Source organism: Prevotella sp. LCP21S3_D2 (assembly GCF_052118345.1).
Lineage (GTDB): Bacteria > Bacteroidota > Bacteroidia > Bacteroidales > Bacteroidaceae > Prevotella.
Genome location: NZ_JBQKHJ010000025.1, coordinates 1 through 17921, shown reverse-complemented (window position 1 = coordinate 17921; position 17921 = coordinate 1). Strand labels below are relative to the sequence as shown.

Below are 17921 nucleotides of genomic sequence, written 5' to 3'. Positions count from 1 at the left end.
AAAAAGTATCACAAACATGGGAGAATATAAGTTAAACAGCATCGAAGATGCAATCAAGGATTTCAAGGAAGGTAAATTTGTCATTGTTGTAGATGACGAAGATCGCGAAAACGAAGGCGACCTCATCATCGCTGCAGAAAAGATAGACGCAGAAAAGGTAAACTTCATGCTCAAAAATGCAAGAGGCGTACTTTGCGCACCTATCACCCTCAGTAGATGCGACGAACTCGACCTGCCTCATCAGGTATCAGACAACACTTCCATGCTCGGTACTCCATTCACCGTAACCGTAGACAAGCTGGAGGGATGTACAACAGGAGTTTCTGCTCACGACCGCGCAGAGACCATCAAGGCACTCGCTGATCCGGCATCAACCCCACAGACATTCGGCCGTCCTGGTCACATCAACCCACTCTATGCACAAGACAACGGTGTGTTGAGAAGAAGCGGACATACAGAAGCAGCCATTGACCTCTGCAGAATGGCAGGTCTCTACCCAGCAGGTGCACTCATGGAAATCATGAACGAAGATGGAACCATGGCACGACTTCCACAGTTGATGGAGATGGCAAAAGAGTGGCACCTCAAGGTGATTTCCATTAAAGATATGATAGAATACCGCCTCAAGAAGGAATCACTCATCGAAGTGGGTGAAGAGGTGGATATGCCAACAGAATACGGCCACTTCCGCCTCATTCCTTTCCGTCAGGCTAGCAATGGACTCGAACACATGGCCCTTATCAAAGGCGAATGGAAGGAAGATGAACCTATCCTGGTTCGCGTTCATTCATCATGCGCTACCGGCGACATTCTGGGAAGCAAGCGATGCGATTGCGGACAGCAGCTGCACAAAGCTATGCAAGCCATCGAAAAAGCAGGCAAGGGTGTTGTTATCTATATGCAGCAGGAAGGACGAGGCATAGGACTCATGAACAAGATTGCCGCATATAAATTACAGGAAGAAGGATACGACACCGTAGACGCCAATACCCACCTTGGCTTCAAGCCAGACGAGCGCGACTACGGCTGCGGCGCACAGATGCTCCGCCACCTCGGCGTACACAAGATGAGATTGCTTACCAACAATCCCGTGAAACGTGTAGGACTGGAAGCATACGGCTTGGAAATTGTAGAAAACGTAGCTATCGAAGTAACACCAAACGAGTACAACGAACGTTATCTCAAGACCAAGAGAGACCGCATGGGGCACACTCTGCACCTCGGATAATGAAAATTATGTTATTATTTCGGTACAATACGTAAAATAATGCTCAATTTTCTTCCGAAAAAGAAATAATTTGCTTAATTTTGCAAACGATAAACAAATAGTAAAAAAGAATTATGGCACAATTATCTGATCGTTTAAACAGATTGGCACCATCAGCAACGCTGGCGATGTCACAGAAGAGTAGTGAAATGAAAGCTCAAGGTATTGATGTTATCAACATGAGCGTAGGTGAACCAGACTTCAACACTCCTGACAACATTAAACAGGCAGCAAAGAAAGCTATTGACGAGAATTTCTCCCGTTACTCACCAGTCCCTGGTTATCCAGACTTGCGAAAAGCGATTGTTGCCAAATTGAAAAACGAGAACGGCTTAGAATATACAACCAATGAGGTAATTGTAGGTACCGGCGGCAAGCAGTGTGTCTGCAACGCTGTCCTTGCTCTCGTTAATCCAGGCGACGAGGTTATCATCCCTGCTCCTTATTGGGTAAGCTACCCACAGATGGTAAAATTGGCAGGTGGTACACCTGTTATCGTAAACGCAGGATTCGACCAGGACTTCAAGATGACAGCGGAACAATTGGAAAATGCCATCACAGACAAGACCAAGATGCTCATCCTCTGCTCTCCAAGCAATCCTACTGGTAGCGTATATTCCAAGGAAGAATTGGCTGCATTGGCAGAAGTTCTCAGAAAGCACCCTGAGGTTTTCGTGTTGGCAGATGAAATCTACGAACACATTAATTATATAGGCAAGCACCACAGCATTGCTCAGGAACCAGGCATGAAGGAACAGGTCATCATTGCCAACGGTGTATCTAAAGCATACGCCATGACAGGATGGAGAATCGGTTTCCTGGCTGGTCCTGAATGGATCATCAAGGGCTGCAACAAGCTCCAGGGTCAATACACCAGTGGCACATGTTCTGTTAGCCAGAAGGCTGCAGAGGCTGCCTATACACTCGACCAGAGTGCAGTAGAAGAAATGCGCCAGGCATTTGAGCGCCGTCGCAATCTGATTGTAAAATTGGCAAAGGAAGTACCAGGACTCGAAGTCAACATGCCACAGGGAGCGTTCTATCTCTTCCCTAAGTGCAACAGCTATTTCGGCAAGAGCAACGGTACTCACACCATCAATAATTCTACAGACTTCGCCATGTATCTCTTGGAAGAGGCACATGTTGCTACTGTAGGCGGTGATGCATTTGGAGACCCAGACTGTTTCCGCATGAGTTATGCTACTAGCGATGAGAACATCGTTGAAGCAATCCGACGCATCAAGGAGGCTTTGGCTAAGCTCAAGTAAGAAGTGCAAAAAACGTCCAAATATTGGCAATTTTGTAAGAAAAAAGCGAGATATTGACAAAAAATGCGTCAATATCTCGTTAAAACTTCTTAATTAGGGTGATAGTTAACCAATAATTATTATCTTTGCCATTGGAATTTGAATAACCGACTGTGTTTCGTGACAACAACACATACAAGGTCTACAAAGCAACCAAGGAAACAAGAAAATATTAATAATTTATTAACTAATAATTTAAAAAAGTAAAATTATGGCAACTACAAAACAAGCAGCCCCAGCTAAGAAGTCTGAGGGCTTTCAGGGAGTAAGAGGCGCATTCTGGATCATCGTGGTTTGTGCTATCATCGCATTCACATTGTTCTTCACATGGTTCGGAAACGACATGCACTTCCAGGATCCAGGCATCCAGGATCACCCAGCAGACATTTGGGGTACAATTTACAAGGGTGGTGTTATCGTACCAGTTATCCACACTTTGTTGCTCACAGTGTTGGCTATGACAATCGAGCGTTGGTTGGCTCTTAAGACCGCTACAGGTACAGGTGCTCTTCCTAAGTTCGTTGCAAACATCAAGGCAGCTTTGAGCGCTAACGATTTCGCTAAGGCTGAGCAGCTCTGCAACAAGCAGCGCGGTACAGTAGCTAACGTTGTTTTGGCTTCTTTGAACGCTTACAAGTCTATGGAGTCTGGTGCTAACGCATCTTTGAAGAAGGCTCAGAAGGTAGCTAAGATCCAGCAGGCTCACGAGGAGGCAACTCAGTTGGAGATGCCAACTTTGACAATGAACTTGCCTATCATCGCTACAATCGTAACTCTCGGTACATTGACAGGTCTTCTCGGTACTGTAACCGGTATGATCAAGTCATTCCAGGCCATGGGTGAAGGTGGTGGCGCTGACTCAGCAGCACTTTCTGTAGGTATTTCTGAGGCGTTGATCAACACCGCATTCGGTATTTTGACATCTTGGTGTGCTGTAGTATCTTACAACACATTTACAAACAAGGTTGATAAGTTGACATACGCACTCGACGAGGTAGGTTACTCAATTGCTCAGACATACGAAGCTAACCACGCAGAAGAGGCTTAATTTTTGCTAACCCTTTAAAATTTTATCGCTATGGGTAAAGTAAAAATTAAGAAGAGTGACGTCTGGATCGATATGACTCCTATGTCAGACGTTATGACCCTGTTGCTTACCTTCTTCATGCTCACTTCTACATTCGTAAAGAATGAGCCTGTAAAGGTTAACACACCAGGATCTGTGTCTGAGATTAAGGTGCCAGAGAACGGCGTCTTGACTATCTTGGTAAGTCCTGAAAAGGACAAGGCTGGTAAACCAACCGGCGAGGGCCAAGTATTTATGAGTATTGATAATACCGATCAGTTGGGAGCAACACTGAGCACAATGACAGGCAACTTCGGCGTATCATTGACTCCTAAGCAGATTGAAACTTTCAAGAGCGAGGGTATGTTCGGTGTTTCTATGAGTGACATGAGCACTTACTTGTCTATGAACGCTGCAAAGCGTCCACAGTATCTCCAGACTAAGGGTATTCCTCTCGACAGTATCAAGGGTGGTATGAGCGAATTCCAGCAGTGGGTAGACGCTGCTCGTAACGTAAACGAGGACATCAAGATAGCCCTCAAGGCAGATGCTTCTACACCTTATAAAACAGTGAAGAGAGTGATGAACGAACTCCAGGACATGGATGAGAGTCATTACTATATGATTACACAGTTAAAACAACAGGGGGACGAATAAATGGCAAAGAAAGAAAGCAAACAAAAGAAAATGAATGTCCGCGTAGACTTTACGCCTATGGTGGATATGCTCATGCTTCTTATCACGTTCTTCATGCTGTGTACATCATTGAGCAAACCTCAGACAATGGAGCTGACTATGCCAAGTAATGATGACCAGCAACCAGAGGACAAGAGGAACGAGGCGAAAGCTTCTGAGACTATTACCCTCTATGTAACAGCTGACAACAAGATTTACTACGGTGCTGGTATCCCTCAATACAATGATCCTACATGGATCAAGGAAACAACATGGGGCAGCCAGGGAATCCGTAAGGTCTTGAGAGAGCACGCTACAGAGAATGGTACAAGACCAGTAGAAAGAATTTCGCTCGCTGTTAAGGAGTTGAACATGGATCGTCAGAAGAATCCTAAGCAGTATCCTGATAGCATCTATCAGAAGAAACTTAGTGATTTGAAGGCAGGTATTTTGAAGGATGGCAAGATTCCTACTCTTACCATCGTCATCAAGCCTACCGACAACGCTTCTTACAAGAATATGGTTGACGCTCTCGACGAAATGCAGATTTCAAACATTGGTACTTACGTCATCGATAAGATTAACGCAGACGACGAGAAACTTCTCAAGTCTAGAAACGTTAAGATGTAAGATGAGTAACAAACAATTTTAAACAAGAAAGAAATGGCAAAAATAGATCTTTACGATCCTAAATGGGTCGATATGGTTTTCGCCGGAAAGAACAAGGAGTATGGTGCATACCAGCTCCGTAAGGGTACTTCTGGTCGAAACATCAAGGCTCTTCTGATCTTGGTCATTGCTGCAGCTCTCGTGGGTGGATTCTTGGCTTGGAAAGTCATCGAACAGAAACAGGCCGAAGAACAGCAGGCATATATGGAAGCTATGGAGTTGGCTAAACTCCAGCAGCAGGCTAAGAAGGAAGAAAAGAAGAAGGAGCAAGTGAAGCCAAAGATTGAACCAAAGAAGGAGATACCTGTGGCTCGCGAAACTCAGAAGTTTACTGCACCTGTCATCAAGAAGGATGAACTCGTAAAAGAGGAAAACCAGGTTAAGCAGATGGATAAACTGGACGATAAGGTAGCTGTAGGTTCTGAAGACAAGGAAGGTGTGAAGGACCGTACAGTGGAAGCTGTAAGAAGTGAGATTGCAGTAGCAGCCCCACCTCCACCACCAGCTCCAAAACCTGAGGTTGCAACTAAGGTCTTCGATGTTGTAGAGGAGATGCCTTCATTCCCTGGTGGAAATGCAGCTTTGATGTCTTACCTCAATAGCAATACAAAGTATCCTGTTGTAGCACAGGAAAATGGCGTACAGGGTCGTGTAATCATATCATTCGTGGTAGAGCGTGATGGTTCTATCTCTGATGTTAAGGTTGCACGCTCAGTTGACCCTTCACTCGACCGCGAGGCACAGCGTGTTGTTAAGAGCATGCCTAGATGGACTCCTGGTAAGCAGAATGGTCAGACTGTACGTGTTAAGTATACTGTACCAGTTGTATTTAGATTGCAGTAATAGAATGAAAAGAATATCTTATATTTATATAGGATTAACAGTACTATCAATGGCTTTCTTCTCGTCTTGCGGCGAGAAGAAAGCCAAAGATGGTAGAACTGACACTCCTACTTCAGGCACAATACAATTTGTGGCTGACGAAAGTTTGAGTCCTATCATTGAGGAAGAAAGGAGTCAATTTGAGTTTGAATTTCCAAAAGCCAAACTCAAAGCAAAATATACTGATGAAGTCACAGGACTTCAGATGATTAAAGATTTCAAAACAGCCCTATTATTCACAACAAGAAATTTGAAAGATAGTGAAATAGCATACTTGAAATCAAAAAGTAATGTTATTCCTTCTGTATTCCCTATCGGTTACGATGGTTTGGCATTCATTGTAAACAAGAACAATACGGATACTTGTATTACGGTAAATGAAATCAAGAACATCTTAACGGGAAAGGTTACAAAATGGAGTGATATTAGACCAGGCTCTAAAAGAGGTGATATCGAAGTCATTTTCGACAACACCCGATCAGCTACTACTAACTACGTGGTAGATTCTGTATTACATGGAGCTAAAATGGGAGCCAAAATCATGGCTGCCAAAACCAGTAAACAGGTGATTGACTTTGTTGATCAAAATCCTGGGTCTATTGGTGTGATTGGTTCTAATTGGTTAAATGATCGTAGAGATTCAACCAATACCACATTCAAAAAGAATATTCATGTCATGAGAGTATCCGTGAAAGATGAGGCAAAGCCTTCAAATAGCTGGCAACCTTATCAGGCATACTTGTTGGATGGAAGATATCCGTTCGTCAGAACTATATATGCTATTGTAGTAGACCCTCATAAGGCTTTGCCTTGGAGTTTTGCCAACTACATTTCCAACCCTAAAGGACAGCTTATTGTGTTCAAGTCGGGTTTACTGCCATACAGAGGTGACATCACTATAAGAACTGTTAACGTAAAACGGTAACAAGACAAGATAAAGAAAGCGAAGAAAATATACGATAAAATTAAAATAAAAACTTACTAACTGGAGTCAAAGCATGTTTTGATAAAGGAAAGTATTTAAAAATAGAATTATGAAAGCAGTTAAATATTTAGTAGCAGGTTTGCTCGTCATGGGTTTGGCAGCTCCTGCAATGGCTCAGGAAGTGAACTATAAGGATGCACTTAAGCCAATTGAGACTACATTGAAAGCAGGCAACGTTGATGCTAAAGAATTTGCTAAGGAAGTTAAGGCCTATCAGAAGACCTTCAAAAAAGATCCTAAGGCTCTTGTTGCATTAGGTAATGCCCTTGTTATCAACAAGAAGTATACTGAAGGCAATGCAGTAGCAGATGCTGTTATCGCTAAATTCAAGAATTATGGTGATGCATATATCTTGAAAGGTGATATCTTCGCTATGCAGGACAACGGTGGTGAGGCTGCTAGCTGGTACAAGCAGTGTATGATTATGGATCCAAAGAATCCTCAGGGTTATATCAGCTATGCTCGTGTATACCAGAAGATTGACCCAAATGGTAGCGCAGAAGCTTTGCAAAAATTGAAGACAATCAATCCTGACTATCCTGTAGAGGCAGAGACTGGTCATACATTCTATGCTAATGGTAACTATGAGAAGGCTTATGAGAATTTCTCAAAAGCAAAACATAGCACCATGGAAGAGTATATCTTCTATGAATACTGCTTCACTGCTTACATTTTGAACAAGAAGGATGAGGCACTTCAGTTGTGCAAAGAAGGTATGCAGAAATATCCAAAGGATACAGCATTCCAGATTTTGGCAATGCGTGCAGCTGTAGATACACAGAACTTCGAGGATGCATTGAATTATGCAACAGCTATCATCAACAACGCTGATGTAAAGAAGAACTCTAGCATCTATTCATACTACGGTTTGGCCCTTGCTGGCAACAAGCAGTATGATCAGGCTTTGGAGCAGTACAACAAGGCATTGGAAATGAATAAGGAAGACGTTAAGCCTTACCAGTACATTTCTGAAACATACAAGGCTATGGGCAACGAAGATAAGGCTATCGAGTTCGCTCAGACTTATATGGAGAAGAACCCTAACGCTGCTCCTTCTGACTTCGTTAAGATGGCTGAGATTTACAATGCTAAAGCTCAGAAGGGTGGCGCAGATAAGGCTGTATGGGTAGACAAGGCTATCGGTGTTTACAACATCTTCGCTGAAAAGTATCCACAGATTAAGGCATACGCTGACTTGCAGGCTGCTAACATCGCATTCCAGAATGAGTTGGACGACAAGGCTCTTGAGAACTATGAAAAGGTAATCAAGGAACTCGAAAGCAAGCAGTATGATGAGGATGAAAAGGGTTACTTGATGCAGGCATACAAGAATGCTGGTTACATCTACTGGGGTTCTAAGAATGACTTAGACACTGCTAGACCATACTTCGAGAAGTTGATTAAGCTTGATCCTAACAACTCTCTTGCAAAGAAGGCTTTGGGTCTTGAAGAGGAAGCAGCTCAGTAATATGAAATTTCTCAAGAGAATTCTTTAACAGAAATCTTGATTAGAAAAAATATAAGGCGGTGAAGTACTTAGCTTCATCGCCTTTTTACGTACATTAAACTGCAACATATAATTGTATATACCTCTATAAGAACGAGAAACAGCCGTTTTTCTACACAAAGCAAGGATAAAGGGTGAATCAAAGTCCATATAAAAGAAAAGAGCGATTCCAGAGGAACCGCTCTCAATGTTTTATGTAACTAAAAGTATCTATCCTTAAAAATTAAGGAAGACTAATTGCCTCATTAGGGCAAACATCTGCGCAAGTACCACACTCTGTGCAGAGGTCTGGGTTGATAGAATACTTCTCGCCCTCAGAGATTGCACCTGATGGGCACTCATCGATACATGTACCGCAAGCGATACAATCGTCACCAATTACGTATGCCATAATTCTTAATGTTTTATAATGTTAATAATATGTATTCGCATCAATAGTTTAATACCTAATTTTGATGGTGCAAAGATAATAATATTTTCCGGAATACCTACAAATAGGTATAAGTTTTTTAAGAGAAAACTTCAATTTATACATAATCGAAATAGAGAACAAAGCAATAAGTAGACTACTTATCCGTTAATAATAATATGAAAAGATTGATAATGACCATATTAGCAGTCATGACTATAAGCATAGTAATCATGGCACAAGAAAGGACTGTAGAAAACCGTCCTTATACTGATTTGCGCCCATTCCATTTTGGCGTTATGGTTGGAACCCACTTCCAAGATTTAGAATTTACGAATACAGGACTAACTTCTTATATAGATGCAGATGGTAATGAGAAGGAATCCAATGTTACGGTAGATCAAGACAGATGGGATGCGGGATTTACGGTAGGAGTTTTGGGAGAATTCCGCCTAAACAGCCACTTCCAGTTTCGTATTGCTCCGGCCATGTACTTCGGTACGAGACATCTCACATTCCATAATCTGATGGAAAAAGATGGTATAGGAAATCCCATAGAAGAAAAGCAGGAAATGAAAACGGCATATATTTCTTCAGCTTTTAACCTCATTTTTGGCGCACAGAGATTTAACAATCATCGACCTTACATCATGGCTGGATTGAATCCGATGATCAATCTTAGCGGAAACAACGATGATTACATCAAACTGAAGAAGTCTGAAATGTTCCTCGAAATTGGTGCCGGATGCGATTTCTACCTACCATTCTTTAAGCTCAGACCAGAACTTAAGTTTATGTATGGATTAACAGACTCATACGACAAGAATTATATCAATAAAGTGAAAGACAAAAGCATGTTGCCTTATACGAAGGCGGCAAAAAGTGCTCATAGCAAGATGATTGCATTGACTTTCTATTTTGAATAGAACGTAAGAAAAATAAAACAAAAGATAAACAAGAAGAGCTTGACTCCTACCCAAACGAGTCAAGCTCTTTTTATATATTTTCAAGAACAGATTACTCTACAATCTCCCACGAGAAGACACACCCATTTTTCATTCCTGCATCAGCACCCTGAAAATCAGCAGAGTAAGGACTACCATCCACAGGATTCTTGCCCACATAGCGTTGCGTTTTCAGAGAAAGAAGCATGCAGCGGTTATAAAGCATATCCTGCCATAAAAACTCCTCTGCCTTGGAAGAGTCGGAAGTCAGACGAACATCACCAGACAAACCAGCACCAGCAATATAAACATATCGTCCGTCAGCCGTCTTCAAAGCAATCTTTCCCTTACCTCTATCCTCCACAACAAACTTCACCTGATTTCTCATGTCCTTTCGGTTACCGGAACTATGCATCAATCCATGTCCGGTAGCATCCATCAGACTGGCATCAGCGAGATTAAAGAATCTTATGGTCTTGCCTATAGGCAGATTGTCTGTTCTGTCAGCCATCGGCTCCTCTACCTTGAAATCATCGAAATCAGCCACACCGCCATTCACATCCTTCTTATTGAAAGCATAAAGTGCCACACGTACCCCCTGGAAGGTCTTCAACTGATAAGGCGAAAGCATCTGCTCGCCGATATTCTCCCAGGTCTTGCCATCCAGAGAATAGGAATATTGCAACTGGCTCTTGTCATAATCACCCCAAAGGCGCAACCAAACTACCTTGCTTTTAGCCAACGGTTTCAACACTTCCTTGTTGGTATTCTGGTCATAACATCTCAAGTTCAACCCCTTATCCGTCTTGACAACGCCCAATGAAGCGTATGGCGTATTGATGGCACCCAAACCAGCCTCATCACCTACCTTCAAGCGGGATGCATCTAATTTAACAGAAGTATAAGAAACAGGTCCGATGGCACGCTGCGTCAATGTATTCTTTGCCCAAAGCAGTTGCTTGGCAGGCATGGAATGCAAACGGAGCCATCCCTTTCGCTCCTTATTCAGCGACCACATCTTGTCGTTCGGATTATGATTCCACTGCCAAACCGGCTTGAAAGTCTTGCCAGAGAAATCATCACATCTTTCGTATGGTGCCTGAGGTGCTTTTACCGCATCATTCGGTTTGAACCAGGTACGAGGCGAACGTCCCAGGTTCTTCTCCAATCCGAAATAAGGCCAGCCGTCAACCCAAGTGATAGGCGACAGGCATACGGTTCTGCCCACGGCATTGAAGTCTTGCATCGAAACGCCCCACCATTTCCCGTCAGGAGCCTGCACGATGCCACCCTGGTGAATCGTAGCACAGCCCAGGTTCAAGCCATTTGGTTGGTTGTTTTGGAATTTGAAGCCATCTTCCGGCAAAGGACGACCGATGCCCATGTTACCTACGCTCCATCCCGCAGCATAACCATACGATTCTCTCTCGCTGATTACACAGGTTTCGTAAGGTCCCCAGATACTCTTGCTTCGGGCACACTGCATACGACCCATCGGCGAATAATCGGCAGAGAGGATGTAGTACATACCATTGATTTTATAAACATGATGTCCCTCACCCATCGCATTGCCTTCCGGAATCACCACCTTGCTGCTGCCCTCTACCGGACCACTCAAATCGGGCTTCAACTCCGTAACGGTCACGTTGCCATACTTGTGCACGGCATAAATCTTGCCATCCTCATCGAAGAGCACAGAGAGGTCGTAGATATCACCATTAACTTTATGATGCGTCCAAGGTCCCTTGGCACTGTCCGAAATATACACCTGCAAACCATGTCCGTTGATGTTAGAGAAGATATAGAACTTGCCGTTATGATATCGGATGGCAGGCGCCCAGATACCCTGTCCGTAAGCCTCCTTGCCGTTTCTGAGATTGAAATCATCAGAATCATCGAATCGGTCGAAACAGTAGGAAGAAAATTCCCAATTCACAAGATCCTTGGAATGGAGAACCACCAGTCCCGGAACACTGTGCATCGTGGTACCCGCCAGATAGTAATCCTCCCCAACTCTGATAATATCAGGGTCAGAAAACTCATCATAAAACAAAGGGTTTGTAAAGGTACCATTACCATTATCAGCCGACCAAGACTTCCCTTTCAAAGTCTGTGTCAGAACATTCTTGGCTGCAGATTTTTTCTGCGCCGCAGCTCCCAAAGAACCGCTCAAAAAAGCGATGCAACAGGTTGCAAATAATAATTTCTTCATTCTCATTTATAGGTCTAAAAGATTATTATAAAAAATATTGCCACAAAAGTACGAATAATTATCCAACCAGAGGTGGACAAAATGATACTTTTATGGCAACAAATGTGATTTTAGGACATTATTTAATCAGATAAGCCTTTCCTGGTTCTGTTTCCAAGTCATATTCATATACGTCAGGAATAGGGACCTTCACTCCCTCTGCTATCCGATGCTGTTCCATTACAGGCTTCACTTCTGCAGATGCAAAAAGGATATTTGGACATTTTCCTTCTGCCTTCTTCAGTTTTTTCGCCTTCAGCGGTACGTATGAGCGAAGACGCAGGATGCCTCCAATGGTGGAGCGAATCTTCGCCTGCTTCAGTTTTCCATTCTTCCATTCCATGTCTACCACAAAACCGCCACGGGCACGAAGTCCTTTTACGCATCCCTCTTTCCAGGCATCAGGCAAGGCAGGCAAGAGATGCACGGCTCCATCATGGCTCTGCAGGAGCATCTCTGCGATGCCGGCTGTTACTCCGAAGTTACCATCAATCTGGAATGGTGGATGGGCATCGAAGAGATTCGGATAGGTTCTGCCATCAGGATACTCCTTTGCCTGCGCATCAGATGGCAACAGGCGAAGCATATTGCTGATGATTCTGAAAGCATGATTGCCATCTAGCATGCGTGCCCAGAAGTTCGTCTTCCAACCTAGACTCCAGCCCGTAGCCTGGTCACCACGATGCTTCAGAGTGGTAGCTGCGGCATGGAACAGTTCCGGATGAGAAAAAGGAGAAATCTGATTGGATGGATACAATCCATAGAGATGCGAAATATGGCGATGCTCATTCTTCGGATCATCCGCATCCACAAGCCACTCCTGCAACTGTCCGTACTTTCCTATCTGCATTGGCGGAATCTGAGAAATCAGCTGCTGCATCGCCTTGCGTTCAGCCTCATCAACACCCAATATTTCAGAAGCCTTCACGGCACTGGTCAGGGCATCGAAAGCTATCTGGTTATCCATCGTGCAACCTGCCGTTACGGCAGTTCTCTTACCCATAGGTCCCTGTTCCGGACTCACCGACGGCACAGTTACCTTCCATTCGGTGCCCGGCAACTTCTGCATATAGTCGAGATAGAACTCAGCGGCACCTTTTATTACCGGATACCACTGCTTGAGGAAAGCCTTGTCGCCCGTATAGAGATAATGCTGCCAGAGATGGGTGGTGAGCCAGGCTCCACCATTCGGGAACATGCCCCACTGCGCACCATCCACCGGACCCGCTATGCGCCAGATATCGGTGTTATGATGTGCCATCCAGCCACGGCAACCATACATTTCCCTAGCCGTCTGTGCTCCCGTTACACTCAAATCCTTAATCAGCGAATACAGAGGCTCCGTGGTGTTACTGAGATTCGTTACCTCGGCAGGCCAGTAGTTCATCTCCGTATTGATGTTGATGGTATATTTGCTGTCCCAAGGCGCATTTTTGCTGTTGTTCCAAACACCCTGCAGGTTTGCCGCCTGTCCACCAGGCTGTGAAGAAGAAATGAGCAGATAGCGACCGTAATTATACATCAGCGCTACCATCGCCATATCCTTGCTGCCTGCAAATTTCTCCAGGCGCTGATTGGTAGGCAACGAAGCATTGGCATCGGTTGGCAGAACCAGGGAAGAAGTAGCGAACTGCTTCTGGTAAGCCTCCACATGGCGTTTCTCCAACTGTGCATAGCTCATCAGTTTCACCTTATTTATATAGTCAGCATTGCGCTGGGCTGCATTGCCCGACACATCGTGATAGTTCACAAAATTGGTGGCAGCACTCACGATGATGGTTGCCTCGGTGCCATCCGCCCTTACATCTGCCACACATTCGGCAGCGAGAGCTGCCTTGATGCCTTCCTGATCTTGTCCCTTCACCTTCAGCATAACCCCTGAAGACGTTTTCTGAGTCTGATATTCAAAAGGCGAATCCAGGGTAACATCGATATTCAAAGCCCCCTTTCTGCTCGCCTTGATGTGGCAAACGATAACGCCATCAGCCAGCGAAGCAAAGGTGGTGCGGGTATATCTTACGCCATCCATCACGAAAGAAGTCGTGGCAATCGCCTTCTTCAAATCCAGGTTGCGCACAAACTGCTCAGCCTTTCCCTGATTCTTCATGCTGATATGCAGATTTGCCATCGGCAGGAAGCGCATGCCATGAGGACCTGGGATGAAAGTCTGGTTGATGAGAGCCGCTGCCTCCTCTTCCCTGCCATTGAAGATGAGTTCCCTCACCTTTGGCAGATTCTCCAGGGATTTCCTGCTATTGTTGTTATGGGGACCGCCACTCCAGAAAGTCTCCTCATTCAACTGGATATTCTCATCCGTGGTTCCGCCATACACCATACCTCCCAGATGTGAGTTTCCGATAGGCAGAGCCTCCAGCCACTGCTGGGCTGGGGCGTTATACCAAAGTCGAGTACTATTATCTGTGCAACTTGTCTTAGCCATCATCTCTATTGGAAACAAGAGTCCCAAGACCCAAGCCCCCAAAATCATCTTATTTCTGTTCATAAAATCAGCATTGATTAGTTATTAAAAACGGCACAAAGATAAGGAAACTTTTTGATTTTCCTTCACTTTGTGCCGTTAAAATTTAAAAAAGCTCAAACTTTAAACCTATTTTCTTTTAGAATACTCAAAAGAATCAACATCTATATATCCGCCAGCAGCCTTTGTGGCATAGTTATAGATGGCAATACGGGTGCCCATGAAGAAGCGGCGATAATCATACTGCATCTTGAAATCCTTGATGGCAGGAATCCAGGTCTTGCCGTCTATACTATATAATAAGGTGGCGAGATCCTGATGAAGACGGAAATCACAACTCATCTTCAGATAGATGATGCTTGATTTCGTTGCCTTATCCTGCTTCAGATTCAAAGGCTGGCGATACACCTCCTCACGCTTCACATCGGTCACAGCCTTTTCCTTTTCAGTCAAAGCTACACTCTCCTTGGTACCTACCACAAAGAGTTTCTTGCCTTCCCTTACGATAGAAAGCAGGGCTGCATCACCCTGGAAGGCTGACAGACCAGCCACATCGCCATCCTTCATCTTGCTTACATCCATCTTGATGATTCCCTCGCAAGCAGGTCCTTCGGTACGGGTACTGATGGTATTTGGAGCCAGGAAAATATTAGGAACGATACGGGATGTCTTCAGGCGGAGCCAGCCCTTACGCTCTGTGAGCGACCAGGCATTATCCACAGGATTGTGGTTCCACTGCCACTGCAGTTCCAGTTTATCCTTCGAGAAATCGTCACTATACACGAGTCCCTTGCCATCGTAGCCCAGCACAGGCTTCTGCATCTCGGCAGGAATATTGCCCTTCTCATCGGTCAGCATAGGCCATCCGTCCTTCCAGGTACATGGCTCCAGCGTGAGCACTCTGCCCACACCACCACGGTCTTGGAATACGATGCCATACCAGTTGCCATCCTTATCATCTACAATCGTACCTTGTCCCACGCCGTTGAATCCGGCAAACTCCGTTTCCAGAATTACCTTCTTTTCGTAAGGACCCGTTATCTTATCAGCACGATAACAAACCTCACGACGAGGATGTCCCTGTGGCCACGAAATCATCAGGAGATAATACTTGCCGTTGTGCTTGATCATGCGGGAGCCTTCGAGCAAACCCGTTTCATCAGCATCACGCTCAAAGAGTTTACGATGGCTGCCAGGCACTACATTAGTTAAGTCTGCATTCAGCTGCACCATCTCTCCTGTACCATAAACCACATACGCCTTGTCATCATCATCAAAGAAGAGAGCGGCATCATGGAAATGCTGCAAACGGCTGTGGATAGTCCATTTGCCCTCGATATCATCGGCTGTACAGATATAAGTCTCTCCACCAGGATTATCATTCGGAGCAAAGAGCGCATAGAACTTGCCACGATGATACTGCAGCGAAGTGGCCCACTGACCACGACCATACACCGTACCCTCCTTCATGTCATACTTAGGCGAATCGGTAAGTTTAGGGAAGATATAGTTCACGGTTTCCCAGTTCACCAGATCCTTCGATTTCATGATAGGCGCACCCGGCATCAGATGCATGGTGGTGCTTACCATATAGAAGCTGTCACCCACACGGATTACATCCACATCAGGCACATCAGCCCAAACCACAGGATTGGCGAAATTCTTCTCAAACTTCCACCAGTCGAAATTGAAGAGTTTGCTTCCCTTCAATCCCTTGAACACGAAGTATATATCATGCTTTCCTGTCACTTTCTTTAGCATTTGTGCCGAGAAAGTCTTCCACTTTTCCCAGCCACCCGTCTTGGTAACATCAAGTTTTGCCACCAGTTCGCCATCTTCCTTATCAAGATGAACCTCCAGCGAACCTCCAAGCGAAGAGCACGCTGCTGAGATGGCAAATACATCTGGACCTTCATCACCAAAATCCACCTCACGTACCTTAATATAATCACCTGTATGAATTTCTGAGATATAAACACCCGTCTCGTCGGTCTGCTCCGACTTCACTCCCTTAGAGAAAGCGATGGTTTCTGCTTCCTGGCGCTTGTAAGGATTGAGGGTTGCGATAGGAGACACTCCTTCCTGGGTATGATGGATGATAGGGAAAGTGCCGTCGGCATTGTATTTGAATTCTTCCACAGCCACACTGCGTCCGAAACCGCCACCCAGTTTACCCGTATGATAGAAGAAATAAGACTTGCCCTTGAAGTCGGTCACACCGCAATGGTTAGTAAAGGAACCCGTATCTTCCAATGGCATGATTTCGCCCATATACTTCCATGGTCCGAAAGGCTTCTTGCTCATGGAATAAGCAATATGCTCAGGCACTCCACCTGCAGCATAAAGCATATAATAGTTCTTGCCACGCTTCATGAACCAAGGTCCCTCTGTGTAGCAATCCTTATATTTTCGGGTAGAATCACGCTTCTCCACGTCAGGCGAACCGAATCCCTCCTCAGTCATCACGATTCTGCCCACTTCACGCTTTTCATCAACAGCTGACTTAGCATCTATACCACCCTTGAAGCTGATCATATCTTCATTCAGTTTGGCATAGTAAAGATGCGGATTACCCCAATAGAGATAAGCCTGACCATCCTCATCCATCCAAACCGTTGGGTCGATATTGTCCCAACTTCCATTATCGAAAAGCGGTTTGCCCAGCGCATCCTTGAACGGACCGGTAGGAGAATCTGCCACAGCTACGCCGATAGCCATTCCGCCCGTCAGTTTAGAGTGCGCACAGATATACCAGTAATACTTACCATTACGTTCGATGGTCTGTGCTGCCCAGGCACGGTCGTCTGCCCAGGAAAAAGAACTGAGGTCGAGCGGAGAACCATGGTCTGTCCAGTTCACCATATCCTTGGTGGAATACACACGCCATTCGTTCATCCAGAAGAAGTCAGCCTTATCTTCATCATGACCGGTATATACATAGAGGCGGTCTCCGACAACCAGAGGTGCTGGGTCGGAAGTTAACTGTGTTTGCACGATTGGGTTCTGTGCATAGGTAGCCCCCTGCATGGCAAGCAGCCATGCGCTTATCAGTAACGGCTTTTTGCTAGTCCAAATTTTCTTTGTATTCATCATTATGATTGTTTATTCGTTTAACGCTGCAAAATTACGAAAAAACAATCATAATGACTTTATCGAATGTTTCAAAAACTTTATTAAGTTTATCTTACTCCCCAAACTTCCACCAGTCCAGGAAGAAGAGGTTCTGCTTCTGGATGTCGCCTCCCTTAAAGACGAAGTAGAGATCATGAACACCCTTTACCTTCTTCACCTGAGTAGAGAAGGTTTTCCTCAAATCCGCAACTATCATTCAATACACGATTAAGGGTAGATTTATGAGTCGTTAGTAGTAGCTTTCAGTAAAAAGCAACAGCACAACATCAATATGTAGCCACCATCCCCTTACCCCACGATGCGACTTGAGGTAATACGCAGATTCAAACCGGAAAGAAAGGATTCTTA

At 44.7% G+C, this 17921-nt stretch carries 14 protein-coding genes; 9 read left to right on the top strand and 5 right to left on the bottom strand.

The window, feature by feature from the left end; genetic code table 11:
• Positions 1–16: 16 nt before the first annotated feature.
• From ACTQ16_RS13225 to ACTQ16_RS13190, 8 genes are all read left to right on the top strand, one after another.
• Positions 17–1228 (top strand): bifunctional 3,4-dihydroxy-2-butanone-4-phosphate synthase/GTP cyclohydrolase II, encoded by a 1212-nt coding sequence (locus tag ACTQ16_RS13225; protein ID WP_153124579.1) that lies wholly within the window; start codon positions 17–19, stop codon positions 1226–1228.
• 113 nt (positions 1229–1341) lie between these two features.
• The gene (locus tag ACTQ16_RS13220) at positions 1342–2535 is read left to right on the top strand and encodes a pyridoxal phosphate-dependent aminotransferase (RefSeq protein WP_264950796.1); all 1194 of its coding nucleotides are present in this window, start codon (positions 1342–1344) and stop codon (positions 2533–2535) included.
• Between the two features lie 250 nt (positions 2536–2785).
• Positions 2786–3622, top strand: a complete 837-nt coding sequence (locus ACTQ16_RS13215) for a MotA/TolQ/ExbB proton channel family protein (protein WP_294970700.1) — start codon at positions 2786–2788, stop codon at positions 3620–3622.
• A 30-nt stretch (positions 3623–3652) separates the two neighbouring features.
• Positions 3653–4297: an ExbD/TolR family protein gene (locus ACTQ16_RS13210; protein WP_294970702.1), complete on the top strand. Its 645-nt coding sequence runs from the start codon at positions 3653–3655 to the stop codon at positions 4295–4297.
• Positions 4298–4945 (top strand): ExbD/TolR family protein, encoded by a 648-nt coding sequence (locus ACTQ16_RS13205; protein WP_293630521.1) that lies wholly within the window; start codon positions 4298–4300, stop codon positions 4943–4945.
• A 33-nt stretch (positions 4946–4978) separates the two neighbouring features.
• Positions 4979–5827: an energy transducer TonB gene (locus ACTQ16_RS13200; protein ID WP_295348052.1), complete on the top strand. Its 849-nt coding sequence runs from the start codon at positions 4979–4981 to the stop codon at positions 5825–5827.
• A 4-nt stretch (positions 5828–5831) separates the two neighbouring features.
• A complete protein-coding gene (locus ACTQ16_RS13195; RefSeq protein ID WP_294970706.1) occupies positions 5832–6791 on the top strand; it encodes a substrate-binding domain-containing protein in 960 nt (319 codons plus the stop codon).
• 109 nt (positions 6792–6900) lie between these two features.
• Complete coding sequence (locus ACTQ16_RS13190; RefSeq protein WP_441937811.1) at positions 6901–8319, top strand: tetratricopeptide repeat protein; 1419 nt, start codon at positions 6901–6903, stop codon at positions 8317–8319.
• A gap of 262 nt (positions 8320–8581) precedes the next feature.
• Here ACTQ16_RS13190 and ACTQ16_RS13185 read toward each other — a convergent pair whose 3' ends face one another.
• Positions 8582–8749, bottom strand: a complete 168-nt coding sequence (locus tag ACTQ16_RS13185; RefSeq protein WP_006849139.1) for a 4Fe-4S binding protein — start codon at positions 8747–8749, stop codon at positions 8582–8584.
• A 197-nt stretch (positions 8750–8946) separates the two neighbouring features.
• Between ACTQ16_RS13185 and porT the strand changes: the two genes are divergently transcribed.
• Positions 8947–9693: a type IX secretion/gliding motility protein PorT/SprT gene (porT, locus tag ACTQ16_RS13180; RefSeq protein WP_218416888.1), complete on the top strand. Its 747-nt coding sequence runs from the start codon at positions 8947–8949 to the stop codon at positions 9691–9693.
• A 91-nt stretch (positions 9694–9784) separates the two neighbouring features.
• On the opposite strand, the gene ACTQ16_RS13175 is transcribed toward porT, so the two are convergent.
• The 4 genes from ACTQ16_RS13175 to ACTQ16_RS13160 form a co-directional block, all read right to left on the bottom strand.
• Positions 9785–11923: a family 43 glycosylhydrolase gene (locus tag ACTQ16_RS13175; protein WP_441937810.1), complete on the bottom strand. Its 2139-nt coding sequence runs from the start codon at positions 11921–11923 to the stop codon at positions 9785–9787.
• Between the two features lie 118 nt (positions 11924–12041).
• The gene (locus ACTQ16_RS13170; RefSeq protein ID WP_441937809.1) at positions 12042–14465 is read right to left on the bottom strand and encodes a glycosyl hydrolase family 95 catalytic domain-containing protein; all 2424 of its coding nucleotides are present in this window, start codon (positions 14463–14465) and stop codon (positions 12042–12044) included.
• A 105-nt stretch (positions 14466–14570) separates the two neighbouring features.
• Complete coding sequence (locus tag ACTQ16_RS13165) at positions 14571–17531, bottom strand: family 43 glycosylhydrolase (protein ID WP_441937807.1); 2961 nt, start codon at positions 17529–17531, stop codon at positions 14571–14573.
• Between the two features lie 94 nt (positions 17532–17625).
• On the bottom strand, positions 17626–17769 hold the full coding sequence (locus ACTQ16_RS13160) for a carbohydrate-binding protein (RefSeq protein ID WP_441937805.1): 144 nt from the start codon (positions 17767–17769) through the stop codon (positions 17626–17628).
• Between the last annotated feature and the right edge of the window lie 152 nt (positions 17770–17921).